General features: G+C 63.0%; 19 protein-coding genes and 1 pseudogene. 10 read left to right on the forward strand and 10 right to left on the reverse strand.

The features are described 5' to 3' along the window. Positions 1-542 precede the first annotated feature (542 nt). Both OO258_RS05460 and OO258_RS05465 read right to left on the reverse strand, forming a co-directional pair. Positions 543-3089 carry an HWE histidine kinase domain-containing protein gene (locus OO258_RS05460; RefSeq protein WP_266029123.1) on the reverse strand — a complete coding sequence of 849 codons (2547 nt, stop codon included), beginning with the start codon at positions 3087-3089 and terminating at the stop codon, positions 543-545. A 224-nt stretch (positions 3090-3313) separates the two neighbouring features. Continuing rightward, positions 3314-4234: a LysR family transcriptional regulator gene (locus OO258_RS05465; protein ID WP_266029124.1), complete on the reverse strand. Its 921-nt coding sequence runs from the start codon at positions 4232-4234 to the stop codon at positions 3314-3316. Between the two features lie 104 nt (positions 4235-4338). Between OO258_RS05465 and OO258_RS05470 the strand changes: the two genes are divergently transcribed. Both OO258_RS05470 and OO258_RS05475 read left to right on the forward strand, forming a co-directional pair. Continuing rightward, a complete protein-coding gene (locus tag OO258_RS05470) occupies positions 4339-5091 on the forward strand; it encodes an SDR family NAD(P)-dependent oxidoreductase (protein ID WP_110746701.1) in 753 nt (250 codons plus the stop codon). Between the two features lie 138 nt (positions 5092-5229). Beyond that, positions 5230-5844, forward strand: a complete 615-nt coding sequence (locus OO258_RS05475) for a dTMP kinase (RefSeq protein ID WP_266029125.1) — start codon at positions 5230-5232, stop codon at positions 5842-5844. A gap of 85 nt (positions 5845-5929) precedes the next feature. Here the strand turns inward: OO258_RS05475 and OO258_RS05480 are convergent, their stop codons facing one another. Further along, complete coding sequence (locus OO258_RS05480; RefSeq protein ID WP_266029126.1) at positions 5930-6367, reverse strand: DUF4440 domain-containing protein; 438 nt, start codon at positions 6365-6367, stop codon at positions 5930-5932. A 149-nt stretch (positions 6368-6516) separates the two neighbouring features. Here OO258_RS05480 and OO258_RS05485 point away from each other — a divergent pair, with 149 nt between their 5' ends. From OO258_RS05485 to OO258_RS05495, 3 genes are all read left to right on the forward strand, one after another. Further along, positions 6517-7863, forward strand: a complete 1347-nt coding sequence (locus OO258_RS05485; protein ID WP_266029127.1) for a dihydroorotase — start codon at positions 6517-6519, stop codon at positions 7861-7863. A gap of 31 nt (positions 7864-7894) precedes the next feature. Further along, positions 7895-8299 carry an RNA polymerase-binding protein DksA gene (gene dksA, locus OO258_RS05490; RefSeq protein ID WP_266029128.1) on the forward strand — a complete coding sequence of 135 codons (405 nt, stop codon included), beginning with the start codon at positions 7895-7897 and terminating at the stop codon, positions 8297-8299. A 222-nt stretch (positions 8300-8521) separates the two neighbouring features. Continuing rightward, positions 8522-11566, forward strand: coding sequence for an aminotransferase class III-fold pyridoxal phosphate-dependent enzyme (locus tag OO258_RS05495; RefSeq protein ID WP_266029129.1), 3045 nt, complete (start codon positions 8522-8524; stop codon positions 11564-11566). Positions 11567-11621: 55 nt separating this feature from the next. On the opposite strand, the gene OO258_RS05500 is transcribed toward OO258_RS05495, so the two are convergent. From OO258_RS05500 to OO258_RS05510, 3 genes are read right to left on the reverse strand one after another with little or no spacing between them, the layout of a single operon-like run. Next, positions 11622-13208, reverse strand: a complete 1587-nt coding sequence (locus tag OO258_RS05500; protein WP_266029130.1) for a hypothetical protein — start codon at positions 13206-13208, stop codon at positions 11622-11624. A 59-nt stretch (positions 13209-13267) separates the two neighbouring features. Further along, positions 13268-15001: a hypothetical protein gene (locus tag OO258_RS05505; RefSeq protein ID WP_266029131.1), complete on the reverse strand. Its 1734-nt coding sequence runs from the start codon at positions 14999-15001 to the stop codon at positions 13268-13270. Continuing rightward, positions 14998-16824 carry a tyrosinase family protein gene (locus tag OO258_RS05510; protein ID WP_266029132.1) on the reverse strand — a complete coding sequence of 609 codons (1827 nt, stop codon included), beginning with the start codon at positions 16822-16824 and terminating at the stop codon, positions 14998-15000. Before OO258_RS05510 ends, OO258_RS05505 begins: the two co-directional genes overlap by 4 nt. 158 nt (positions 16825-16982) lie before the next feature. Here OO258_RS05510 and OO258_RS05515 point away from each other — a divergent pair, with 158 nt between their 5' ends. The 3 genes and pseudogenes from OO258_RS05515 to arfB all read left to right on the forward strand — a co-directional run bounded on the left by OO258_RS05515 (position 16983) and on the right by arfB (position 18443). Beyond that, positions 16983-17462, forward strand: coding sequence for an Lrp/AsnC family transcriptional regulator (locus tag OO258_RS05515; RefSeq protein WP_323054374.1), 480 nt, complete (start codon positions 16983-16985; stop codon positions 17460-17462). 98 nt (positions 17463-17560) lie between these two features. Further along, positions 17561-17932, forward strand: a pseudogene (locus OO258_RS05520) (tetratricopeptide repeat protein); the annotation flags it as partial. Positions 17933-18029: 97 nt separating this feature from the next. Further along, entirely contained in the window at positions 18030-18443 is a 414-nt protein-coding gene (gene arfB / locus OO258_RS05525) for an alternative ribosome rescue aminoacyl-tRNA hydrolase ArfB (RefSeq protein ID WP_266029134.1), read from the forward strand. Positions 18444-18631: 188 nt separating this feature from the next. Here the strand turns inward: arfB and OO258_RS05530 are convergent, their stop codons facing one another. Together OO258_RS05530 and OO258_RS05535 are read right to left on the reverse strand one after the other, a co-directional pair. Beyond that, positions 18632-20215 carry a rhodanese-related sulfurtransferase gene (locus tag OO258_RS05530; RefSeq protein ID WP_266029135.1) on the reverse strand — a complete coding sequence of 528 codons (1584 nt, stop codon included), beginning with the start codon at positions 20213-20215 and terminating at the stop codon, positions 18632-18634. Further along, positions 20212-20820 (reverse strand): cysteine dioxygenase, encoded by a 609-nt coding sequence (locus OO258_RS05535; protein WP_266029136.1) that lies wholly within the window; start codon positions 20818-20820, stop codon positions 20212-20214. The genes OO258_RS05530 and OO258_RS05535 overlap by 4 nt, the downstream gene beginning before the upstream one ends. A 299-nt stretch (positions 20821-21119) precedes the next feature. Between OO258_RS05535 and OO258_RS05540 the strand changes: the two genes are divergently transcribed. Together OO258_RS05540 and OO258_RS05545 are read left to right on the forward strand one after the other, a co-directional pair. Further along, positions 21120-22073 carry an ABC transporter substrate-binding protein gene (locus OO258_RS05540; protein ID WP_266029137.1) on the forward strand — a complete coding sequence of 318 codons (954 nt, stop codon included), beginning with the start codon at positions 21120-21122 and terminating at the stop codon, positions 22071-22073. A gap of 10 nt (positions 22074-22083) precedes the next feature. Then, a complete protein-coding gene (locus OO258_RS05545; protein ID WP_266029138.1) occupies positions 22084-23403 on the forward strand; it encodes an LLM class flavin-dependent oxidoreductase in 1320 nt (439 codons plus the stop codon). Between the two features lie 33 nt (positions 23404-23436). Here the strand turns inward: OO258_RS05545 and OO258_RS05550 are convergent, their stop codons facing one another. Together OO258_RS05550 and OO258_RS05555 are read right to left on the reverse strand one after the other, a co-directional pair. After that, positions 23437-25848, reverse strand: coding sequence for a TonB-dependent receptor plug domain-containing protein (locus tag OO258_RS05550; RefSeq protein ID WP_266029139.1), 2412 nt, complete (start codon positions 25846-25848; stop codon positions 23437-23439). A gap of 34 nt (positions 25849-25882) precedes the next feature. Further along, positions 25883-26377 carry a RidA family protein gene (locus tag OO258_RS05555; protein WP_266029140.1) on the reverse strand — a complete coding sequence of 165 codons (495 nt, stop codon included), beginning with the start codon at positions 26375-26377 and terminating at the stop codon, positions 25883-25885. Between the last annotated feature and the right edge of the window lie 8 nt (positions 26378-26385).

Raw genomic sequence — 26385 nt, forward strand, 5'->3', positions numbered from 1 at the left:
CACAGTCCAATTGCGCTAGATTCTAGAAACAGAGCAAATCAGTTGTTTCCTCAGGTACTGCATCAGCCTCAAGCCTGCGGGGATACCTGTGGGAGCGGGCTTGCCCCGCGAAGAATCCAACACGGTGGATGGCACGGGCTGCGCCCGTGTTCGCGGGACAAGCCCGCTCCCACAGTCCAATTGCGCTAGATTCTAGAAACAGAGCAAGCCAGTTGTTTCTCCAGGTACTGCATCAGCCTCAAGCCTGCGGGGTACCTGTGGGAGCGGGCTTGCCCGCGAAGAATCCAACACGGTGCATGGCACGGGCTTCGCCCGTGTTCGCGGGACAAGCCCGCTCCCACAGTCCAATTGCGCTAGATTCTAGAAACAGAGCAAATCAGTTGTTTCCTCAGGTACTGCATCAGCCTCAAGCCTGCGGGGATACCTGTGGGAGCGGGCTTGCCCCGCGAAGAATCCAACACGGTGCATGGCACCGGCTCATCCGGTGTTCGCGGCAAAAGCCGCCCCCACAGGATTGCCCAAAGCCTGGATTCTGAACAAGCTCATGAACCCGTGCGCAACAGCCCCTGCAGGCTGGCCAGGATGGCGTTGGAATCGTAGGGCTTGCGCGTTACCGGGACATGCTGCAGATGCTCGGGAATGCTGATGCCGTCGCCATAACCGGTAGCGAACAGGAACGGAACCTGCCGTCGGAGCAGTTCATCCGCCACTGACATGGAGGTACCGGTACCCAGGTTGACATCCAGAATCGCGGCATCCGGCGTCCGGTCGGCAAGCAGCCGAATGGCTTCGTTCTCGGAGCCGGCGGTGATCACGTCCTTGATCTGCGCATCATTCAGAATTTGCTCCAGGCCAACGGCAATTACCAGTTGGTCTTCCAGTATCAATACACACAAACCGTTACGGGCGGCAAAGGCATCTGCTGCACGTGCGATGGGGGCGACGTCGCTGGCGGGCTCGGCTGCTTCGGCCACGGTAAGGTGTTTGGCCGGTATCCTGAACAACCCCTGCAGGCCTTCGGGGTGGTACTCCACTGCGCTGGTGCCGCCAAGGTCGAACGGGATGCTGCGATCGATCAGCACCGAGCCAAAGCCGCTGCGACTCGGCGGCCGCACCATCGGCCCGCCGCTTTCACGCCAGGCAATGGCGCATGCGCCAGCTGGATCGATGCTCCAGCCCACGGAAAGCGTGCCACCGCCCCGCGAGAGCGCACCGTATTTTGCAGCATTGGTTGCCAGCTCATGCAGCACCAAGGCCATGACCGAATAGGCGCGGGCATCGAGGATCACGTTCGGACCCTGCAATTCGATCACGCCTGCCGCAGTGCGGTAGGGCGATAGCTCGGCCTCCAGCAGTTTGGCCAGACGCCCGCCGCCGTCGCCTCGCACCACCTGGTCATGCGCGAGGGACAATGCCTGGATGCGCCCCTTCAGCGTCGCCACATAATCCTGCAGCGTCTGGCTTTCCGTCGTTGGGTGGGCAACCAGGGCGCCGATCAGCGAAAGGATGTTCTTGACCCGATGGTTGAGCTCTTCATTGAGGATGCGCTGGCGCACCTCGGCCTTGGAGCGCTCGCTGGCCAGCAACTCGCTGTTGTACAGCACCACCTCGACGATGGCAGTACGGATGGCATCACCAAACTGACGGTCCTGCTCGGTCCACGGTAGCGACTGCTGGTGAACGGTTTCTTTCCAGATGGCGAAACTCTTGCGTGGCGTGAGGCGGTCGCCCAGCGCGCCGCTGTGGTAGGTCTTGTTCGGGTCTCCGGCCCAGTCGAGCGTCTCGATCACTTCCTTACGGAAGAAGATCAGGTAATCCCTGGGGTGCTGCGACATCGGAATGATCAGTACGCCTGACACGTCGGTGAAGTACGCCTGCGCGGCAGGCAGCACCATCGACAGGCGGTTGGACGCCCAGGTGCGGCCCTCGCTGACCATGCTGGCCAAGCCCAGTAGATCGGGGACGGCCGACTTCGGTGGGGCCAACCCGACGGACGCCCAGCGGCCCTGCAGCGACATCCCGATGCCGTCACAGGGAATCAGCGACATCAGCCGCGGCAGGCGTGCGTGGAAGAACCCGTCGATGTCAGCGGCCTGGTTGGCCTGCCGCATCAAGCTGTCCAGCGCTTTGTGCACGTGCACGGCGGCTTCAAGCTTTTGCCGGCTGCGCAGCGTCTCGATGTGCAGCGAGAAGAACTCGCCGAACATTTCCGCTGCTACCCGTTGCCCCATGGACAGGGTGCGCGGTGCATAGTGGTGGCAGGCGATCATGCCCCACAGCTCGCCGTCGACAATCACCGAAATCGACATGGACGCGCCCACGCCCATGTTGCTCAGGTACTCGCAGTGGATGGGCGAGACGCTGCGCAGGTGGGCGTAGGAGAGGTCGAGCGGCTCGCCCGAAGGGTCGAGTACCGGTTCGATGGGCACCGTCTTGAACTGGGCATCGGAAATCACCCGGATCCGGTTGCGCAGGTAGAGCGCGCGAGCCTGCTGGGGGATATCGGAAGCCGGAAAGTACTGGCCCATGAAACTTTCCAGGTCACTGCGCTTGGCTTCTGCGACCACCTTGCCGGCACCGTCCGCGCCCAGCTGGTAGATCATCACCCGGTCATAACCGAGCACGGCGCGGATGAACCGTGCGGCATCGCGAAACAGCTTGCCGGTCTGGTCGATTTCACGCAGCTGGGCGATCAGGGTGCGCGCCAGCTCCACGGGCTCCGCGATGCCGGCGTCGGCGGGCTCGAACTCGAGGATCGCCGAACCTTTGAATAGATGGGCTGCGATATCGAAGGCCTGACCGTTGGCCAGCTGCACACCAAAACTGAGGGCTGGCCGCGAGGCTTCCCGGGTCCGTGCCAGCGCGTTGCGCAGGGTATGGGCGATCTCATCACCCAACATCGCCTGCAGCTTCTGGCCGTTGATGTCCCCGGTTATCCCAAGCATCTGCGGGACGTTGGCCGAATGGCGCAAGACCACCGTCGCCGTGGCATCGCAGGCCAGCAGGCAACCGTGAGGCTGGATGCTGCCAGGGATCTGGATCGGCTCGCGGTCGCAGTTGGTCAGGTTTACTTGAGTGTCGGAGGTCATTTGGCCGGTGCCTGAGGATAAATGAGCGATTGCCAGGTATGCGAAAAGGCGCAATCTTCGTCAGCCTAGCAGGCATCATGATTGTGGGTATAGCCTGTCCAGCAACCTTGGCAGAGCTAGGACAAGCAAGGCCGGCTAAAGGTGCCAAACCTTGAGGGTGAACGCTTGCTGCAGGCACTCAGGGAATGGGTTGGCGGCCCCGGCCATGAATCAGAATGCCTCGGTTACTGGCCCCCTGAACGCCAGGCGGGCTCGGCCAAGCGTTCGACGAAGAATTGCGCCAGTGCCTGCACTTTTCGCGGCCGACTACGTGCCGAGGGGGTGACGAAATACAGCCCGCCCTGGGTCATGCTCCATTCGGGCAGAACCCGTGCCAGGCGGCCATCAGCCAGGTATTCGGCGCTAATGAACTCCGGCAGCTCGGCGATCGCCAAGCCTGCCAGCAAGGGGGCAACCAGGGCATCGGAGTTGGTAACCCGAAGCGGCCCACGCGGGGTCACATCCTGTTCCGTGCCGTCGTGGTGGGTAAAACGCCACAGTTGGCTGCGGGCGCGGTAGGCGTAACTCATGCAGGCATGGTCGGCCAGTTCACGCGGGTGCGCGGGGTGGCCATGCGCGGCAAGATAACCAGGTGACGCCACCAGGTTCTGGGTGACCGAACAGATACGCCGCGCCACCAGTGACGAGTCGGGCAGTGCGGCAATGCGCAGTGCGGCATCGAAGCCATCTGCCACAAGGTCAACTGTCGAGTCGGACAAATGCAGGTCGAGTTCCAGCCCTGGGTAACGCGCCAGCAACTCAGGTAATAACGGCGCGACCCAGCGCAACCCGAATGACATCGGCACTGCAAGCCGCACCAGGCCACGGGGCTGCACCGACAGCTCCAGCGCCTCGCTTTCGATTTCCTCTGCCTGGCGATAAAGCGTGCTGGCTTGCTCGACCATGCGCTGGCCGAACTCGGTCAGCGACAGCTGGCGAGAGGTGCGGTTGAACAAGCGCCCACCCAGGCGTTCCTCCAGCCGGGTGACAGCGCGTGAAACGGTGGGGACCGACACCCCCATGGCGCGTGATGCTGCCGCGTAGGAGCCTTCTTCAGCCACCTTGGCAAACATCGCCAACCCTTCGAAATCCGGAATTCTTGCCATTTCATTTCTGCAATGATGGGTTTCAAATGATTCTATTTTGAAAGCAGTGGTAAGTCGATACGCTTCTCCCCACAGCAACTCACCAACCTGAAGGGAGAAACACCATGAGCAAGAAACTCGAAGGCAAGATCGCACTGGTTACCGGCGGCACTACCGGTATCGGGCTGGCCACCGCCAAACGCTTTGCCGAAGAAGGCGCGCACGTCTACATCACCGGCCGCCGTCAGGCGGAGCTCGACAAGGCGGTGGCGCTGGTTGGCAACGCCACCGGGGTTGCGGTGGACTCCACTCGCCTGGACCAGCTCGATGAACTGTATACCCGTATCAGCCAGCAGCATGGCCGCCTTGACGTCCTGTTCGCCAACGCCGGCGGCGGCTCGATGCTGCCCTTGGGCGACATCACCGAGGCGCACTATGACGATACCTTCGATCGCAACGTGAAGGGTGTGCTGTTCACCGTACAAAAGGCACTGCCGCTGCTGGCGCGCAATGCCTCGATCATCCTGACCGGCTCTACGGCGGGCAGCTCCGGCACTGCGGCGTTCAGTGTGTACTCGGCTTCCAAGGCCGCCGTGCGCGCCCTGGCCCGCAGCTGGATCCTGGACCTCAAGGACCGCGGCGTACGGGTCAACACCCTTAGCCCCGGTGCTACCCGTACACCTGGCCTGGTCGACCTCGCGGGCCCGGATGCGCAGCAACAGCAGGGCCTGCTCGACTACCTGGCAGCGCAGGTGCCGCTGGGCCGGGTAGGGGAACCGGTGGAAATCGCCAACGCGGCGGTGTTCCTGGCCAGTGACGACGCCAGCTTCGTCAACGGCGCCGAGCTGTTCGTCGATGGTGGTCAGGCGCAGATCTGACCGGCAGTGCGGTGGCAACGAAGGCGGCGCATGCCGCCTTTCGCCCATGGAGAACATTTGTGCTCCTGCCCGGAAGCGCTTGTAGGCAAGCTGCAATCAATGGTCTCATCGCGCGCCAGAGCCTACTGGTATTGAACGATGAACCGCCCACTGTTTGTTTCCATCGATGGCCCCAAGGGCACCGGCAAGACCACACTGCTGGAGGCCGTGACCCAAGCCCTGAGGCTGCACGGGCACAAAGTGGTTCGCCTGTGCGAGAAGAACAACGACCCCTACCGCAGCGAAACCATGGTGCTGGTCAACCGGCTCGCCAGAAGCCCCTGCCAGGATCTGGAATACCAGGTTTGCGAACGTTTTGCCGAAAGCCGGGCCTGGATTTCCCGCACGGTGCTGCCCAGACAGCCCCTTGATAGCATCATCCTGATCGATCGCTGGTATCCCTCTGACGCCGCATTTCGCCGTACCGTGCCGTTTGCGCAGATCTTGCAGCTGAACCTTGAGCGCGGCGTGCAAGTGCCGGATCTGCATATCGGTGTTGTCACCGCCCCTGAAACTTCATGGGCAAGGGCCGCGGCGCGCAACCGCGGGCTGGGCAGTACGGTGATCCACAATCTGGATGAACAGGCTGCGTGCACCGAAGCGTTCGAGCGGGCGGTCGTCGAGCATGGCTGGCTGCTGTGCCGAAACGAAGGCACCATCGACCAGGCAACGCGGCAGCTGGCAGGCGAAATACAGGCAGCCGTCGTTCGTTGAAGGCGGGCGCACCCTGGGGCGCCACCCGCAGGCAACCTGGTCAGCCTGAGACCGTGCGCTCATGGGGTCTGCAACAACGAATGGTTCATGCCTCCATCGACGAATGATGCCCGGTGATCAGCCATTGATCGTCGATCCTTTCAAAGGTGAACAGAAACCGCGCCGGCACCACGCGCTGCTGGCCTTTGTCACGGTAAACAAACGTGTAGAGCCCGCCGACGACCACGGTACCCAGCTTGCGGCTCACTCGTTTCTTGAACACCTTGATGTCACACACCAGGCCGTCATTGCTCAGGAAATTGTCAAAATAGTTTCGGCGGCTGTCGGCGCAGTCCCGTACCTGGTTGGACAGGGTGGGTACCAGGATGGCGTCGGACGCATAAAGGGCCAGCACTTGGTCTACGTCACGCGTGGCCACCGTTGCGGCCCATTGATAGAGCGCGGCCTTGGCACCTGCCAGGCAGGCCAGTTCGGTGTCGGCGTAGGGTTCAGCGTTGACGGGGTAGGCGGCGGTTGCGCTCATGGGGGCTTACCTGAGGTTGAAACGGATAAGTGGCAGGTTGATGCCTGCGTGCGGTCATGTGTTATAACATAACATTTCCGCTACAGGTTCCGGATCATGATTTTCAAGCGCAGGCAATGGGCAGGCGGTAGCTCTGGGGAGGTTCGCTCATGAGCGATATCCTTGTCAGGAATGCCCGGCTGGTGAACGAAGGCAAGGTGTTCGATGCCGATGTCCTGGTTGCCCACGGGCGAATCGAGAAAATCGCCAGCAGCATCGAGGGTGCGAGCGCCAATATCGAAATCGATGCCCAAGGGCGCTGGCTCGTGCCCGGGATGATCGACGACCAGGTGCACTTTCGCGAACCCGGTGCAACGCACAAGGGCAGCATGGCCAGCGAGTCGCGGGCTGCTGTAGCCGGAGGCATTACCAGCTTCATGGACATGCCCAATACCCATCCGGCGACCTTGACCCTGGCAGCCCTGGATGACAAGAAAGCCCGCGCGGCTGCGTCCTCGGTTGCCAATTACGGCTTTCACTTTGGCGTGAGCAAGGACAACCTTGAGACCGTCGCCCGGTTGGACCCGCGGCAAATCGCTGGGGTGAAGGTATTCATGGGGGCCTCCACCGGGGACATGCTGGTCGACGACCCCAGGGTACTTGAGCGCCTTTTTGCCTGTGTGCCGACGGTGCTGCTGGCGCACTGCGAACACACGCCCTCCATCCTTGGCAACGAAGCACGTTGCCGTGAGCAGTTCGGTGATTTCATTCCGGCGGCCATGCACCCGCTCATACGCGATGCGCAAGCCTGCTGGCGCTCCTCCAGCCTGGCCGTCGAGCTGGCGAACAGGTTCGGTACCCGCTTGCATGTGCTACACCTGACCACGGCCATGGAGCTGGCGTTGTTCGCGCCTGGCCCGTTGGCCAGCAAGCTGATCACGGCCGAGGTGTGTGCGCACCATCTGCTGTTTGACGACCGCGACTATGCAAGCCTGGGCAACCTCATCAAATGCAACCCGGCGATAAAGACCCGCGCCGACCGCGACGCATTACGCCAGGCACTGCGGGAAGACCGCATTGATGTGATCGGCACCGACCATGCCCCGCATACCCTGGCAGAGAAAAACCGGCCCTACGCCAGCGCGCCTTCCGGCCTGCCGCTGGTGCAGCATGCGCTGCCAGCGCTGTTCGACCTGGTCGCGGAGGGCGTGCTGCCGGTGACTCAGCTGGTCCGTAAAACCAGCCATGCGGTGGCCGACCTGTTCGCAATCCAGGAGCGCGGCTACTTGCGTGAAGGCTACTGGGCAGACCTTGCGCTGGTCGAACACCTCGAAGTGCCACGGCCGGTCAGCCTCGATCCGGTACTTGCCCATTGCCAGTGGACGCCCTTCCAGCACCACCGGCTGGGTCACCGCATAGCCACCACGATTGTTTCCGGCCAGTTGGCCTGGCATGAGCACGAGCTGCACACGCATTGCCAGGGTTTGCCACTGGGGTTTGATGCACAGCGGCGCTGAGCCTCGACCTACTGACGCGAGAATGACGGCAATGACTGAACACGATCTGCTTTGCATGCCAGAAGCGGCCTATATGAATGCTTCCCAGCTGGCGTTTTTCCGCGACCTGCTGCTGTCGCAGCGCACCGAGTTGCAAGCGCGGATTTCCAGCGAGTTCGAACTGATGCGCACGTTCGAACCCAGCAGCGACCCTTCGGACCTGGGGACTGTGGAGGAGCAACGGCAATGGCAGCTGCGCCTGCTGGAGCGGGAGAAAAAGCTGCTGGACAAGATTGACGAAGCCTTGGAACGCATAGCCCGGGGTGAGTACGGGTGGTGCAGGGACACGGGCGAACCCATCGGCCTGAAGCGGTTGCTGCTGCGGCCGACAGCCACGCTGTGCATCGAGGCGAAGGAGCGCCAGGAGCGCAGGGAACGGCACATTCGCGAGGATTGACTAGGGCTGCCGGGCCAGTGTTCGCGGGCTCGGCCGTTACGATGAGGAGGGGGCTGCGAGTCTTTTGCGTCCAGGGTATGCACAGCGCCACCTAGTAAGCTCACCGTCATCATGCCGGTCGAAACCGGCATAATGCCTGTTGATACCGACCACATGCAGGGTGTCGGTCTAGGCGGCGCATGGCACGCTATTGAAGAAATTACTCGCATGGAACGTGATGATATGACAGACCTTTCTCACCCGGCACCACGGTTTTCGGCAAGTGATGCAGAGGGCCTCGCAAAACAGTTGTTCAATGTGATCGGCTGCGCGACGCCCCTTGAGGGGGAGCGTGATTGCAATTACAGGCTGCAAACCGGTGTCGATGCAGGCTGGATCCTGAAGATCGTCAACGCCAGTGAGCCCAGGCTGGAAAGCGAGTTTCAGACGGCGTTGCTCGGCCACCTGGCAGTGCATGGCGCACATCTTGGGGTACCTCACTTGCGGGCCAGTGCGGCGGGCGACTATTTGCCGTCGGTGCCCGGTGCCACCGGTGAACGTCACGCTGTGCGCCTGGTCAGTTGGTTGCACGGTACGCCGCTGGCCCAGGCCAGGCGTTCTTTCGCGCTGATGCGCAACTTCGGCCAGGCGCTGGGGGAGCTTGATCGCGCCTTGCAGGGCTTCATGCACCCTGGTGCGGTGCGTGAGCTGGACTGGGACCTGCGCCACGCAGCGCGCTCACGTTCGCGCCTGCACTTCATCAAGCACCCGCAGCGTCGGGCCATTGTCGAGCGTTTCATCACTCGCTTCGAACAGGCCGTACAGCCAAGGCTGGCCTCGCTCCGCGCCCAGGTGATCCACAACGACGCCAATGACTGGAATATTCTGGTCGATGCCGAAACCACCAGCAACGTCACCGGTTTCATCGACTTCGGCGATGCGGTGCATACCGTGCTGATTGCCGAAGTTGCCATCGCCAGTGCGTATGCGATTCTCGATATGGACGACCCGATCGGCGCGGCCGCTGCGCTTGTGGCCGGTTTCCATGAAAAGTACCCGCTGCAGCCGCAAGAGCTTGATGTGCTGTTCGACCTGATCGCCATGCGCCTGGTCATCAGCGTCACCTTCTCCGCCTCTCGTCAGGACCAGGCCGACGACAATCCCTACCTGGCAATTAGCGAAGCGCCTGCCTGGCGTCTGCTTGAGCAACTGGACTCGATGAACCCGCGGCTGGCGACCGGCATTCTGCGCAAGGCCTGCGGTTTCGATGCTGTCGAGGGCGCCAGTGACGTCCGCCACTGGGTCGCCGCCAACCACAAAACGTTTGCCGCCGTGGTGCGCCCCTCAGCCGCCATCCTCAACAAGGTGATCGCACCGTTTGGCGATGCCAGCCACGAGATGACGATCGCCTCGGCGCAGCGGCGCCCGGCCGATGCGACCCGCTGGTGGGACGAGTTCTCCGCTGCGCACAAGGTACCGCTGGCGATCGGGCCATGGGGCGAACTGCGCGCCATCTACACCGACAGTGCCTTCGAGTCGCGTTTTATCAAGGGACAGCATCGAACCCTGCATCTGGGGGTCGATCTGGTAATGCCTGCGGGTACGCCGTTGTACGCGCCGGTCGCAGGCACCGTTAAAAGTGTCGAGGTCGAGGCTGACCCGCTGGGTTATGGTGGCCTGGTGATGATCGAACACACTCCGCCGGGTTGCCCGCCATTCCTGACCCTTTGGGGGCACATGGCCCACGAGGCGCTGAGCCGCCTGCAGCCCGGTGACACGCTCGAAGCCGGCGACCTGGTCGGCTACATGGGCGCGGACCATGAAAATGGCGGCTGGATACCTCACCTGCATCTGCAGATGGTCACCGACACCCGGTTGACCGCCACCGAGGTGATTGGCGCGGGCGAGCCAGAATACCGCGAAACGTGGGCGGACCTGTTCCCGGATGCTTTGGCCCTGGCCGGTATCCCCCCGGAAACCTGCAGCCAGCAGGGTATGACCAATACCCAGATCATTGCCAAGCGCAAGGAACTGCTATTACCGAACCTGTCCATCTCGTACACCGACCCTATCAAGTTCGTACGCGGTGATGGCGTGTGGCTGATCGACAACTTTGGGCGGGCTTACCTGGACTGTTTCAACAACGTTTGCCATCTGGGGCATAGCCACCCGGACGTGGTCGAAGCCCTGACGCACCAGGCGGCACTGCTGAACACCAACACCCGCTACCTGCACGACAATATCGTTGAGTACGCCGAGCGCCTGACCGGGACACTGCCAAAGGGCCTTTGCGTAGCTTCCTTCGGCTGTTCGGGCAGTGAAGCCAACAGCCTGATGTTGCGCATGGCGCGTAACTACACCGGCAGTGACCAGGCGATCGTGCTGGATTGGGCCTACCACGGCACCACGCAGGAACTCATCGACCTGAGCCCTTACAAGTACAAGCGCAAAGCCGGCAAGGGCAGGGCGCCGCACGTCTACGAGGCTGTGGTACCGGATAGCTACCATGCGCCCGAGGACTGGCCATTGGAGGAGCACGGCAAGCGCTTTGCCGAGTCCGTGGCAGAGCAACTGCAGGCCATGCGCAAGGCCGGCAAGCGCCCTGGGTTCTTCCTGGCCGAGTCGATACCCAGCGTGGCGGGGCAGGTGTTCTTGCCCCAGCACTACCTCAAGGAGGTGTACGCCATGGTGCGTGCCGAAGGCGGGCTGTGCCTGGCCGATGAGGTGCAGGTCGGGTTTGGCCGCGTCGGGAGCCACTGGTGGGCCTTTGAAACCCAGGGTGTGGTGCCGGATGCTGTCAGCATGGGCAAGCCGATCGGTAATGGCCACCCGATGTCGGCGGTGGTGACGACGCGTGAGGTTGCCGATGCTTTCAACAATGGTATGGAGTACTTCAACACTTTTGCCGGCAACCCGGTGTCGTGTGCGGTAGGGCTGGCGGTGCTCAATGCCATCGAGCGCGACCAGTTGAAAGACAATGCCTTGAGCGTTGGCAACTATCTGCTTGAGGGTTTGCGCAAGCTTCAGCAGCAATTCGACGTGATCGGTGATGTGCGCGGGCTGGGCCTGTTCTTCGGCATCGTACTGGTCACCGATCGCACATCGAAGGCCCCGGCCACGACCCTGGCCAGGAAAGTAGCCGATGGTGCCAGGGAGCGCGGTGTGTTGATCGGTACCGAAGGCCCGCATGACAACGTGTTGAAAATGCGTCCATCGATGATTTTCAGCCGGGCCAATGCCGACTTCCTGCTTGAGGTGTTGAGAGAAAGTTTTACGGCGGCACTGTAGGAGCGATCCCTGCCAAGCGCATGGAGTACAGGTGTACTCCATGCGCTTTTTCTGCTCAGGGCCGGTCCTTGAGGGTCTCGAAGGCTTTGACGCGCTTGATCAGGCTTTTCTGGCTGGCCGAGCTGGCAGTGTTGAACAGGAACGAGAAGTCCGAAGCCAGCGAGGGACTGCCGGCAATCGTCGCGTACTGATGGCACTGGTTGCAGTCATCACCCTGCACGTAGGTTTCCATGGTGGTGTTGGCCACTGGCACGGGGCCCTCGCTGATGAACGGCCCGTAGGACAACGGCACCTGTGCGTTGGCACCCGGTTCTGGGCTGGGTGGGTTGGGGGCAAGGGTCCACAGCACATTGATCAGCTTGTAGTACTGGAACACCGACTGGCCCTGGGTTTGCTGCGCGAAGTTGGCTTGCACTGCGCTGTTCAGGGCCTGCAGGGCACTGGGCACAGGGTATTCACGGGTGGTCTGTACCGGCTGGTCGCGCGGAAAGAGGTCCGTACAATCGCTGTCGGGGTGGTGTTGCTTGCACTGGATACGGGCCACGTTCGGTTTACACTCGGGGCCAGTGCCACATTCGGGGTTGTTGAACGCAAAACCGCCCGGCGGAGTTTGCTGCGGCGGCACCTGGGCCGGTTCGGGCACGTTGTCCACCTGCTCGAACGTGGTCCAGATAAAGTTGGGCGAAGCCTGGGTTTTGTTGATGATATGCAGGCCCACCAGGCCCACCACTTCCTGGGTGCATGCCAGGGTGTCGGGGCGCTTGAGCCAGGCCACGGTGGTGAGGTAGCGCCCGAACAGTTCGGGTTTGCCAGTCAGCACCCGCCAGGCGGCCTTGAGCTCGATCGCGCCCAGTTGCTCCTGCGGCACGGGCGATGGCGGCAGTTCGCGCATCGCTTCACCGATGGGCAGCGACAGCCCCTCGGTTTGGGCGACCTTCAACTGGTTGGCCGCGTCATAGAGCCCGTGGTCGACGATGTAGTCGAATTCGGCCTTGCCTACCTTGCGTTCGAAAAATACCAGGTTGCCCGACTGATCCGTCAGCCAGCCGCCGGACGCTTCCATGACCGGGTCGGGAATGGATGCCAGTGTCCCGGTGGACAGGTGGAAACCGTGCAGGGCGTTGATCGCGCCTTCTGAGGTAGCGTTCATGAATTTGCGCGCCCCCACCTTGAGCGCCTTCAGGCTACCCTGGCTATTGCAGCTGCTTGGTACCAGGGTTTGTACCCCCCAACCGGTGGGCGCGGGCGCGCCTGGCAGAAAGATATCGTTGGCGTCCTTGTAGCTGGCCCACACCGGGGCCACGCTCATCGGTTCACCCGCCGTGGTCGGCACACCGAACTGCCCCAGGGTGCTTTGCCTGTCGGGTTCGCCCGCCAGGCTGGGGGTGCCCGGCCAGCCGGGGTTCACTGGCCAGTTCAAGGCAATGAACAGTTGCCAGCCGAAGCAGTTCATGAACGCCTGGCTGGTGGCATTGAAGTTATTGACCGGCAGAAACCCCCCGCTCGCAGGGTTGAACACCAACTGTTGCTGCACACAGGCATCGGCGTCCGACAGCGGGGCCGCAGCAGCGGGTTGCAGGGTCTGCAGGCAAAGCAGGATGCCGCTTAGCAGCGACAGAAGGCTCAGGCGTAAGCTGGACATCATTGCGCTCCTTGCAAGGCGGTGAAGCCGCACCCGAAGGTGCGGCTGTACGGGAGGGGTCAGGCGCCAGGCACCAGCGCCAGGCCGGATTCCCACGGGTGGTCTGCCGCGCTTACGTTCACGTCTTCGCCCGGGTTCAGTGCACGCACCGTCACCAGGCCGGGTGCTGCGTTGGGGCTGACCGTGATGGTCAGAATGTAGGCTTGAGTGCCACCAGAGTTGGTCTGGCCAGGAATGGCCGACGCGTCGGGCAGGTACTGGGTGACCTGTGCCGTCACCCCAGGGTTGGAGAATTGCACCCTGGCGTTCTGCGCCGTGGTGCCTGCGTCTGCGCCTTGCACCACAAGCACGAACGGGTTGCTGCTACCCGGTGCAAGCCAGGCGGGCAGGTCGGTGGGGGACTGCCCGTAGAACAAGTCCAGTGGCAGCAGCTGCACCGGCCAGGGTTGCCGGCCGGTCTGCCGGTCCTGCACGCACGGGAAGGAGGGCGGTGTGGTAGCAAGCGGCTTGACGGTGACGCTCAGGCCCACCAGCAGTTGCTGGGCGATCACCCACACATAGTTGACCGGCTGGTTGTTGATGGTGATGTCGTTGATCGAGAAACCGGCGCTTTCCGGGACTTCGAACACCGCCTGCAGGATTTGGTCGGAACCGTTGGCGGCCGACTTGGCAGTGCCGCGGGTGATGCGCCAGTACTGGCTTACGTCCTGGCCTTGCGGGCCTTTCCAGCCACTGAAATCGGTAGGTTGCTGCAGGTAGAGGCCAATCGGGTTGGTCAGCGACAGGCGGTTTTTCACTGCCGTGGAATTGGCCATGAAGCCGATGTGCGGGTCGGAGTTGCGGTAGTTCTGCCCATACTGCGCGCAGCAGATCAGCGATTGGGCATTCTGGCTGCTGCTGACCGGGCGCAGGATGGTGGCGGCGGCGGCCAGGTACACCTCGGCACTGAGGGTGTTGGGGCCGGAGGTCAGGTGCATCGCACCACCGTATTGCCCGGGAACGCAGGCGGTGCCGGCGTTCCATTTGTTGACGGTGTCATAAGCTGGCTGGCCGGTGGTCGGGTCGATGACCGGATCGCCGGCTTTGCCGGTCGGGCAGTCGACGGTGTAGCGCAGGTACAGGTCCTCGAGTTGCACGCTGGGGTCTATGTAGTCGCGGTACAGGCCCAGTACTGCCTGCGGGTCGATGCGCCACATGGCCAGGAAGTATGCGGGGTTTTCGCAGGTGAAGGTGATCTTGCGCATGTTGCCGTTGGCATCGCGTACGATCGACCACTCGCAATACTCGTCGAGCCAGCCCCGTGGGCCGGAAGGTGAGAACGCCGTGTACCTGCCGTTCCAGTCGATACTTGGGCAGCGCTTGGCCGGCAGTTGCAGCAGGGTGCCCTGTTTGTCCGGGTCGTATAGCGTGTAGAGGGTGTTGTCGAGGGTGATCTGGCCGCGGTCGGCCAGCTCCATCACCTGGTTCAGGGTCATGGCTCTGCCAAGTTGCGGAACGACCGCTGCACCGTTGTTGTAAAAGAACGTCCACAGCCGGTTGGGGAAGGGCGCCCAGGTGATGGCGGGCGGGGTCACTTCACCGAAACCCTCCACCAGCGGGTTGTAATAGCCAGAGCGAGGCGCGTCGTTCTGGCCCGACCAAGGGTTGCCGATGATCGACGACTCGGTCCAGCCGGTGAGGTCGTTGTTCCAGTCGGTTTCAAACTGCTGCAACTGGTCCTCCAGGCCTAGCTTGTTGTAGTCCTTGGGGGCTTGGCCAGCGGGAGAGGTGAACTGCTTGAAGGGCGTGCTCATGTCGGTTCTCCAGGTGTGTGTGAGGGGGCAGCAGCGCAGCAGCCGGCGACCGCAGGCGGGCCGGCGAGGGTTTGGCGTGGGTCGTCCCACACCAGTTGAGCGATGAAACCGGGCAGGATCCTGTATTCGTCAGGCAGCAGCACGCGGCCACTGTCGAGGTGGGTCACCAGCAGCGACAACTGCACCGCATCATGAGGGCCGAGGCCCAGCGCAGCGGCGTTACGGGCCGCATTCAGAGCGCGCGAAACGCCATGGGTGATGCAGCGGCCCTTGTCGTCCACCAGCCCCATGCCGATGCGGCTGAAGCGCCCCACGTAATGAGGGTTGTCAGCGTTCACATGTTGCGGGGCGGCGTCCGGCTGGTCGAGAAAGACGTCGATCAGGTAGGTGTCATGGGTGCAACGTACATGATCGAACACCACCCACGGCCCTGGCCCTGCGGCGCTTTCCACCGCAGTGGCGGCTGTTGCGCGGTGCTCGCAGCAGGTGCCGGCGGCCACCTTGGACGCGCCGAACTGCGGGGCTACCGGCACACCGTAGTCATAGCCGATGTGCCGGCTGTCCTGGGCCATGTCGCCGAGGGTGGTGTAGCGCCAGGCGTCGGCGCTGGTGAAGGTGAGTTGCGTGGCGTCGCGCCCGGCGAACGGCTGCAGCAGGCACTGGGTGGTGTACTGCGCTTCGGGGTGGGCCCTGATCCACACTTCGAGCATGCGGTCGATATTGGCGTGGTAAGAGCAGAACACCGGGTCAAAGGCGGTGTAGGCGTTATCGGCCATGTCGCCGCCGATCCAACCGTGATAGTTGTCATGGGGTTGCTCGTACAGGCCGTCGAAGTTGAGCGTGCGATTGGGGTACAGGCTGTCTTGCTGGGGCGGGTCGAACACCGGAATGTTTGCCCAAGGGTAACCGGGTACTCCCTGTGGCTGGCTGAAACAGGTGAACTTCAGGGCATCCACCACCTGTTGCTGGAAGATCCGGCTCATGCCGTACAGCCGAGCGCGGTCAAAGCGCGAGTCGTCACCGTGGGTGTAGAACAACGGGTTGCGTTGCACATAGCGGCAGTCCACGCCGCTGACCGCAGCCCGGGAGCACACCTTGGAACAACCATCCTTGGCGGCCGCGTAACGCAGTGGGTTGGGCCGGGTCTCGCCGCAGTGCGGGTGCACGTAGGTTTCGTCGAGAAAAGCCTGCGGCAGGCCGGCTTGTGGGCTACCGTCGACGCTGGCGTCTTCGGCCATCCAGTCCCAGTAGGGGATGGCGCAGTCGATCAGTTGCTCCAGGTACAACAAGTACGCACGGTGCCAAAGGGCAAACGCTTCCTGGTAATGCAGGCACCAGTTGGTGTGGATGTAGGCGTAACGTTGCCAGGGCGCGTTGCTGTCGGGGTTGCCCACCTGCATGACATCGTCCAGGCGGGCGCGGTACAGGTTCAGTTCTTCGACGCTCAGCGCGCGGATGTCCTGCCTTACGCGCTTGACCGGTTGCGGCAGGTCTGGTGGTGGGATGCGTTCGGCCAGGTCGAAGGGCGAGCTGGCGTCCAGACGCCAGCCTTGGTTCACCCACAGCCTGAAGGTTTCCAGTGCATCGATCGGCCAGAACTGCTGCTGGTCGAGGGTCAGCGGCATGTTGCGGGAGGCCAGGTGCTGGTAGATGGTTTCTGACCAGGTCTTGACCGAGTCCGGGTCGTCCAGGAAGACGAAGTAGCCGTTCATGCACCCGGCCCAGGAGGCCGCCACGGCCGCGCGCTGCTCGGCGGGAATCCAGTAGGGGGCACTGAAAAGGCCGTGGATGTCGGCAGTCCATGTAGGTTTTGCAACGATCATAAGGTCCCTCTCATGCGCCCCGCAGGCCATCTTTGGCCGGGCTGCTAAGCTCAGTTGATGGTAGAGGTCCGGCGCGCAGGAATCGTGCAAATTGCCCCGCTCTTGCGGCGAATTCATTGCAGTTTTTCAAGGAAGACACAGCGAAAATGACAGACGCCATGGATCTGAAAATTCTGGGCAAGCTGCAAAAGGATTGCAGCCAGAATCTGGAGCTGCTCAGCGACAGCGTCGGGCTGTCTTCCACCAGTTGTTACCGGCGGATCAGGCGCCTTGAGAGTGCCGGTATCATCAAGGCCAAGGTCGCGATACTGGACGAGCGCAAGCTGGGCATTCAGGTAACCGCCTTTTTTCTGGTCAAGCTGGACCGCGACAGCAACGACATCGACCGCAGAATGCAGCACATCCTTGCCAGCCACCCCGAGATACAGGACTGCTATTTGATGACAGGCGAGTTCGATTTCGTGATGGTTGCCAAATTTCGCGATGCTGCCGAATACACCGACTATATCTACCGGTTTCTCGACACCTACCGGGATATTCCGATTCGCACTTACTCCTCCACGCTCGTGGTACGGACAGTAAAAAAATCGTATGAGCTGCCGCTTGGAGGTGGGCTTCAGCAGGTTGCCGATGCCTGATGGCTGAGCATGCCGCGAGGCAGCCCGGGAACTTCGCCCAGTGAAGCCAGTCGATAGCTCCTCTCCGGAATTACCCGACTGCCCGAGTGCCATCCTCCATGCCCAGCCAGCGCTTGCTGCCAGCACTGTTTCTTTTGTTCAGCACCTTCGCCGGCCAATGTGCCCTTGCCGGTCAACGCTCGGCGCCGGCGCACAGCAATAAGGCCACCACGCAACTGATCGAGGCTGCTTCGCAGCAGTACGAGCACGGCGAGCTGGACCAGGCAGCCGCAACCCTGGAACGCGCGTTGCAGATTCAGCCCGGCAACCCGGCCACCTTGCATTACCTGGGCGTCCTGCGCCTGGAGCAGGGCCAGTATGACCAGGCCGAAGTGCTGGCGGCGCGCTCCAACCTGCGGGTGGGTAGCAACCTTGCGTTGCGCAATCGCAACTATCAGTTGATCGAAGCAGCCCAGGCTGCGCGGCAGGCGAGGCCGGTGCGTGTCGTCGATCAGCGCCGCTGAGCATGTTGTTCTAGGGGCGAGTGGCAGAGCCTGTGATAATGGTGGCAATTGAAAGGGCCCTGTCATGCTGATCATCTCCAATAACGTGCATCTGCCGGATGCCGAAATCGAACTGACGTACATCCGCGCGCAAGGCTCGGGTGGGCAGAACGTCAACAAGGTGTCCAGCGCCGTGCATCTGCGCTTCGATATCCCGGCCTCATCGCTGCCTGACTTTTACAAGGAGCGGCTGTTGGCCCTGCGTGACAGTCGTATCACCAGCGGCGGCGTGTTGATCATCAAGGGCCAGCAGTACCGCACCCAGGAGCAGAACCGTGCCGACGCTCTGGCGCGCCTTGCCGAGTTGATCACCAGTGCCGGCAAGACCGAGAAGAAACGCCGCCCGACAAAGCCGACCCTTGGCTCGAAGACCCGCCGCCTCGAAGGAAAAGCCAGGCGCAGTACTGTCAAGGCGGGGCGGGGTAAGGTGGACTTCTAGGGGCTGTATGAAATATCTCCGGAACAGGCTCAGGCGATCTCTTGAGCGACCGTAATCAGCACTGGCGGACGGTAAGCGTTGGGCATAGAGGTGTCAGCCTCGATATTCCCAGCGTTTGTCAGATCGAGCGCCGCGCGGACGGCGCTCGATCTGGCAAGCGCCAAAAATGTAATGCCGAACACTCAGGTTCAGAGCACCTTGAACCCATGGGTGCCGTCGCGCTCGAGTTGCGCAACCAGGCCAAACTCCCAGTCCAGATACCCCTGCATCGCCTCGCGGGGGTTGTCCGTACCCTCGTAAGGCCGCCGGTAGCGATCGCTGCGGGGTACGGCAAGCTGCGTTTCGCCGGTTTCCAGCGGTTGGCCGGCAGCGATCCAGCGGGTGGTGCCGCCTTCGAGCACGTAAACGGGGGTACGGGTGAGAGCCTGCAGGTCGTGTGCGGCGAAGCGCGCCAGCAGGCTGCTGCCGCAAGTCAGCACATAGCGACTGGCCGGTGGCAAATGCTCCAGGGTTTCGGCCAGCTGGGCCCGGATCGACCAGTGGGCACCCGGAATATGGCGCTTGACGTAGTTGGCGCTGGTGGTGAAGTCCAGCAGCACCGTGCCGTCTTCCTGTAGCCAACTGGCCAGTCGCTCGACACCGATGTCGTTGGCGGCGGGCAGTTCGGGCAGGGGAGGCTGCCATTCGCCGGTGGCGTTGAAGTCTGCCTCCGACAAGCCGTCGAGCACGGCGACCTGCCAGCCCATCTGGGCCAACCAGGAGGCGCTCATGTTAGCCCGTACACCGTCGTCATCCACTAGCACGATTCGCGCCCCGCGAACGCTGGCCACGTGGTCGGTTTCCTGCACCAGCTGACCGCCCGGCACTGAGCGGCTGCCAGGCAGGTGGCCGGCGTTGTATTCCTCGGGTGTGCGCACGTCGAACAGGTACGTGGTGCGTGTGGGGTCGGCCTGCCAGTCGAGCAGCCCACCACGCTCCAAGCGCAGCACGCCGGTGCGGTCAGCAACCGCACGCGCCTGGCGCGCAGCGTTGGCGCCATTAGCGGCGCTGACCTCAGGAAAGCGTCGGTCCTGGCCATGGGCCAGCTGTTGTCCGGCCAGGGTCCAACCAATGGTGCCATTGCGCAAGGCAGCGACCGGGTTGGGAATGCCCGCGTTGACCAATGACTGAGTGCCGATGATGCTGCGGGTGCGCCCTGCGCAGTTGACGATTACCTGAGTGTCCGGGTCCGGTGCCAACTCGGCTACGCGCAACACCAGCTCGGCACCGGGCACGCTGATACCGCCAGGAATGCTCATGGTCTGGTACTCGTCGAAGCGGCGCGCATCGAGCACGACCACATTGGCCTTTTCGTCCAGCAGCGCCTGGACCTGCTCAGCGGCAAGCGATGGCGTGTGGCGCACGCTTTCCACCAGTTCGCCGAAGGCCTTGCTCGGTACGTTGACGTCTCGGAACACTTCGCCCCCAGCGGCTCGCCAACCAGCCAGGCCGCCTTCAAGCACAGCCACGTCGCGGTAGCCCAGCGCCAGCAGACGCTGTGCCGCCACGGCGGCAAGACCCTCGCCGTCGTCGTAGACGGTAATGGCGGTATCACGCCGTGGCACGCGGGCAAAAACCTCCAGCTCAAGCTTCGAGAGCGCGATGTTGGCAGCGAACAAGGGATGGGCCTGGGCGAACGGGTCTTCTTCGCGCACGTCGATCAAGGCCAGTTCCTCCTGGGCCAGCAGGGCGCGGCGGATATCGTGGTAACGGCGGGTGGTGACGGAGCTCATGGGGCAAGGTTCTCTTTGGACAGGTCCCAGATATTGGGCAGGCGGGTATTGGAGTAGCCGGAGATAAACGGTTTTTCGCTGCCGTCCTCGGCATAGACTGCGCGCTTGACCGCGCCGATGTTGCCGCCATAGACGTGGATACTGATCGACACCTGGTCGTTGAAGGCATTGCTGACCTGGTGGATGTCGCCAATGCGCGGCGACACCGCTTCGACCTGGCCCGGCTCCAGACGCACTGCCGCGCCGAGAGGCACCAGCTTGCCTTGGGCGTCGCGCTCGAAGCCTTGGGCGACTTCTGCGCCGCGCAGCATGCCGATCAGGCCCCAGACCCGGTGGTCGTGCACCGGCGTCTGCTGGCCTGGGCCCCAGACGAAGCTCACCACCGAGAAGCGCTGGCGCGAGTCGCAATGGACCAAATACTGCTGATAGCGCTGCGGGTCGGGCTGGGCGAGATCGTCCGGTAACCAGTCGTCATGGGCGACCAGCTCGGCCAGCAGTTGCTGGCCGCGATCGAGCAGAGCGGCTTCGTCAGGCCGCTGGTCGAGCACCAGGGCGAGGCGGTCGATGAAATGGCGTAAGCGCTCCGTGCGCAGGTACTGGGTCATGGTTCAGGCTCGGTTTTTCGGGTTCCGGTTAACCCTAGCAAATCCCCTTTCTATTCTCAAAATGCAAAATAATAATAAGCTAATATGCAAAAAACGCATTTACAGATTCGCTGTTCTGTTTTCAAATCGCCCTCATCAAAGGCATGAGGTTATGCCTAATGTGCATTTCACAGGCCTCGGAATACGCTTTAAATTATAAAAACCATTAGATTAATGCCTTATGGCTATAGATAAACCCTGGACGAGACCGCACGTGCGGATCGGCTCATCTGCCCCAGGAGGGGCATCTGGAGACGAACGTGCGCTATATAAAACACTTGGCTGCCACACTGCTGGCCACTACCTTCAGCCTTGCCGCCGCAGCCCAGACGCTGGTGGTCGGTGATCAGAGCTTCAACGCCCGCGCAGTCATGGAAGCGGCCGGGGTGCTCGACGACTTGCCCTACACCCTGGAATGGAAGCAGTTCACCGCCGGCTCGCCGGTGGCCGAGGCGCTCAACGTCGGCAGCCTCGACATCGGCCTGCTGGGCGATGCTCCGCCGCTGTTTCTGGGTGCCCTGGGCGCACCCATCAAGGTGATCGCAGTCAGCCGGCAGAACCTTGAAGGCGTGGCCATCCTGGCGCGCAAGGATTCCTCGATCCACAGCCTGCAAGACCTGCGTGGCAAGCGCGCGGCGATCTGGAAGGGTTCGTGGAGTCAGCAGTTGCTGTTCAGCGCCCTTGACCAAGCAGGTGTCCCCCGCGATGCCCTGGAGTTGCGCTACCTCAGTGCGTTGGATGCCTCCCACGCCCTGGATGGCGGATCGGTGGATGTGATCGCCACTTGGGAGCCTTACGTCACCCAGCAAGAGCGCCAGGGTGCTCGAGTGCTTGCCACAGCCGAGGGGGTGATCCCGGCGCAGAGCTTCGTGGTGGCCAACAGCAAGGCGGTGGAGCAAAAGCGCGCGCAGATCACCGACTTTCTGCAGCGCCTGAAAAAGGCCCGTGACTGGACCCTGAACGACCCGGCCAACACCGAGGCCTACGCCGATGCCTGGGCCCAACGAACCCGTGCCGATCGCGACATCGCCCGAACCTGGTTCGCCCGTGCGCGCACCGACCTGGCACCGCTGAACCCGCAGGTGATCGTCGACGCGCAGAAGACCGTGGACTTCTTCGCCGGGCTTGGCCTTATCAAGCCCTACCCAGCGGCGAACCTGTTCGACACCTCGTTCGGTGCGGCCTTCCAGGCGCCCGCTCTCAGCAACCAATGAAGGGATTCCCATGAGCAAACGACAGATCAAACTCGGCGCCCTGACCATGGGCTGCGGTGGCCCTGGCCGGCACAACCTGTGGCTCGACCCGGAACTGCCTGCCGACGCCAGCGTCAACATCGACTGGTACATCGACATCGCCCGCAAGGCCGAGGCGGCGTTGTTCGACCTCATGTTCATCGTTGACAGCCAGTTCATCACGCCAGGCTCGCCCTCGCACTACCTCAACCGTCTGGAGCCGTTGACCCTGCTCTCGGCCTTGGCGGTCAGTACCCGTCATATCGGTCTGGTCGGCACCCTCACCACCTCCTACAACGCGCCGTTCAACGTCGCCCGCCGGCTTGCCTCGCTGGACCTGATCAGCAAGGGCCGCGCGGGCTGGAACGTGGTCACCAGCGGGGATGCCGGCACCGCCGGCAACTACGGGCTGGACGAGCACTACGACTATGACACCCGCTACGCCCGGGCCCAAGAGCATGTGCACGTGGTACAGGGGCTGTGGCACTCCTACGAGGACGACGCCTTTCCCCGGGATCGTGCCAGCGGCCGCTTTCTCGAGCCCTCTAAACTGCATGCACTGAATCACCAGGGCGAGCACTTTTCGGTGGTCGGCCCACTGAACATCCAGCGCTCGCCCCAGGGCCAGCCGGTGATCTTCCAGGCGGGCGATTCCGAGCAGGGTCGTGACCTGGGTGCCGCCACTGCCGACGTGGTGTTCACCCATGCCGCCAGCATCGAGCAGGGGCAGGCCTTCTACCGTGACATCAAGGGCCGTGCTTTGCGCCTGGGGCGTGACCCGGACCAATTGCTGGTGTTGCCGGGGGCGGAGATCTACGTTGGCGATACGGACGAGCATGCACGAGAGATCGAGCGTCACTACCATCAAGCTGACCACAGCTTTGAACTGGCGTTGAAAGAGTTCGGGCGTAATTTCGGCTGGCATGATTTCAGCCGCTACGACCTGGATGCGCCGTTCCCGCAGGAAAGCCTGGAATACGCCCGCAGCAGCTTCTTCACCAACGCCAAGCGCATTGCCGACCAGGCCCGTGACAAGGGCTTCAGCCTGCGCCAGGCCGTGGCGTTCGGCCGCCAGTTGCGGCCAGGTGCCTTCGTGGGCTCAGCACAAACCGTGGCGGCGAAGATGGCCGATTGGTTCGAGGCGCGGGCGCTGGACGGCTTCAACATCTACATTGGCCACCCGGGGCAGTTCCGCCGGTTTACCGAGGAGGTCGTGCCATTGCTGCAGGAGCGTGGGGTGTATCGCACCGCTTATGAAGGTACCACCCTGCGCGAGAGCCTCGGCTTGCCAATACCACGCTTTACCCGCTAGATCGCCGGGGCCGCTGTGCGGCCCCTGGCGGTTTCAGAAGGTGTAGGTCAGTCGGCCAAAATAATACCCGCCGGTAAAGCCATACGGCGAGTACACCCCGTACCCCTTGACCATGGTCTTGCTGGCTGGCGCCTGGCGCTCGGGGTACACATCGAACAGATTGCGCGCACCGATCGCCAGTTCCAGGTCCTTGGTCAGCTGGTAGCCCAGATCCAGGTCGGTGATCCAGCGCGCCTTGTATTCGCGGTCCAGCGAACGATCGTTGGCGGCATTCACCTCACGCCAGGAGCCGTAACGGGTCAGCCCCAGGTTGACCCGGTAGCGTCCAAGGCGCCAGTTGCCACCCAGGATCAGCTTGGTGTGCGGCTGTACCTCGGTCAGCAGGTTGCGGGCCTGGCGGTTCATCAGCTCGTAGGGGGTGCCGAGGATGTTCACGCTCTGCTTGTAGCTGAGAATCTCGGTGTCGTTCCAGTTGAAGGCCGCCGTCCACTTCACGGCCCCGGCGCCACCCAAGTCTTGATCATAGCTGCCCACCAGGTCCAGGCCCTTGGTGCGGGTGTTGGCGCCATTGGTGAAGTACTGGCCGCCCGAAGTTGAGTCGATGCCGTTGGCCAACAGGGCCTGGGTGACCTCAGGGCCGAGCAGGGTGCCGGTAAGGGTGATGCGGTCGCGAACGTTGATCAGGTAGGCGTCGGCGGTGAAGGCCAGGCGCTCGCTGGGCTGCCAGGCCAGCCCAAGGCTGTAGTTGGTTGATTTTTCAGGTTTGAGCGGTTCGGCACCGAGTGCCTTGGCGGCGGCCGAATCTACCGGCAACACGCCATAGTTGATCGACTGGTACACGCCGTCGACCACGCCGTAGGTGGTGGAGCGGGCGCTGAACAGGCTGTTGGCCAATGAAGGGGCGCGGAAGCCGTTGCTCACCGTGGCTCGTACGGCCAGCTCGGGGGTCAGCTCGTAGCGGGTGGTTAGCTTGCCACTGCGGGTCGCACCCACGCCGCGGTCGTAGTGTTCATAGCGCAAGGCAGCGCCCCAGTACCACTGCGGGAGCGGGTTGAAGCCCACGTCCAGGTAGCCGGCGTAGCTGTTACGGCTGGCGCTGGTGGCCTCGGCCGGGGAGATGCCGTTGGTGACCTGGGCGCCTGAGGCAGCACAGTTGCCGGGTGCCGCGCAGTAGCCGCCGTCTGCCCAGCTGGCCCAGTCGCCGGCCTGCACCTGGTACGTATCGCGGCGTTGCTCGAGGCCCCAGGAAAAGTCCAGGGGCTTTGCCAGGCCTACGTCAAAGCTGCGGCGCAGGTCGAGGTTGCTGGTCAGCTGCGAGCTGACCCAGGTGCCGGATTCGAAATGGTTGGGCGTGGCCTCGCCCAGCGATGGGTTCTGGTTGTTCCAGGTGCCCTGTTTGGCCTCGTTGCGCCCATAGGTGCTGGACAGATCCCAGTCCCACTCGCCAGCCAGGCCCTTGGCTCCGAATGCCGCCTGGTAGTCGTACTCCTCGATGTACCAGGTGGGCGTGTAGCCGGCCGGTCGCCCGTTGGGCCCGGTGGTGATGGTGTTGACGATGGTCGGCAGGCGGAAGTTCTGGCCCTGCTCGGCCTTGCGGTACGACCAGGTGCTGAACGAGTAAAGGGTCACGTCGTTTTGCAGCGGCAGCTCGGCGTTGTAGCCCAGGGTCAGCAGGTTGATTTTCGGCGTGCCGTAGCCGCCGTAGGTGACCTTGCCGGCGCGCTCCAACGCCTCGGCCTGGCTGTAGCCGTTGGCGCTGGCCTTGTTGTCGTCGTTCTGGCTGCGGGCGTCGAGCGCCAGCTGGAGGACACCCTCGCGGCCAATCTCGAAGCCTTTGTTCAGGCTTTGCTGCACGGTTTGTTTCTTGCCGTCGTAGCCCTGGCCCGCAGTGGTCACGGCAGTGCCGCGGGTATCAGCCTTGAGGATCACGTTGATCACCCCAGCGATGGCGTCAGAGCCGTACTGGGCCGCTGCGCCATCACGCAGCACCTCGACATGGTCGATGGCGCTGATGGGGATCAGGTCCAGGTCACTGGGGGCGGCGCCGGCGTTGATCCCGCTGATGTTCAGGGTGGCGCTGGTGTGGCGGCGCTTGCCGTTGACCAGCACCAGCACCTGGGCGGCGTTGAGCCCACGCAGGTTTGGCGCGCGGGCCATGCCGCTGGCGTCCCAGCCGGTTTTTTCCGGCAGGGTCAGCGACGGTACGCTGGCGCTGAGGGCTTCCATCAGGCCTGGCTTGCCGGTTTCCTGCAGCTGCTTGGCGCTGATCACGTCGATGGGCACCGGGCTGCTGGTGACAGTACGTTTTTCACTGCCACGGTTGCCGGTGACGATCACCGTGCCCAGGGCTTGGGCGGCAGGTTCGTCGGCCAGTGCCGGCGCGGTATGCAGGCCGGCGGCGAAGGCCATGGTGAAGAGCGGGGCAGTGGTAAAGGCTTGCTTCATGCACGCAGTTCCTTGTCTGGCTTGGCGGGCGCGCTCAGGGCGCCTTGGCCGCGATTGCGTCGATTTCCACCAGCGCGCCCGGCAGCGGCAGCGCCACCACCTGGATGGCCGTGCGGGTCGGTGTGCGGGGTTGCTCGGCGGTGGCGAAGAACTGGCTGTAGGCCGCTTGCAACCCGCTGAAGTCAAGAGCGCCGCCGTTGGCCGGGTCGCCTACCAGGAACACCCGTAACTGAACGATGTCGCCTACATCCAGGCCCTGGCTTTGCAGCGCCGTGCGCAGCTTGTTCAGCACTGAACGGGTCTGGGTTTCGGTGTTGCCGAACGCCGCGATACTGCCTTTGGGCGCCTTGGCGTCGGCCACATCCGGCAAGGTGCCGCTGACGAACGTCAGGTGGCTGCCGGCCGGCACTGTGACCAGTTGCGAGATGGGGAAGTTGGAGCCAGGCGGGGCGACCCGCTTGATGGCATCGGCATGGGCATTGAGGGTCAGCGACATGAGCACTCCGGCAAGCAGAAGAAGACGAGGCATACTGTGGT

The sequence above is a fragment of the Pseudomonas sp. DCB_BI genome (genome assembly GCF_026240995.1).
GTDB lineage: Bacteria > Pseudomonadota > Gammaproteobacteria > Pseudomonadales > Pseudomonadaceae > Aquipseudomonas.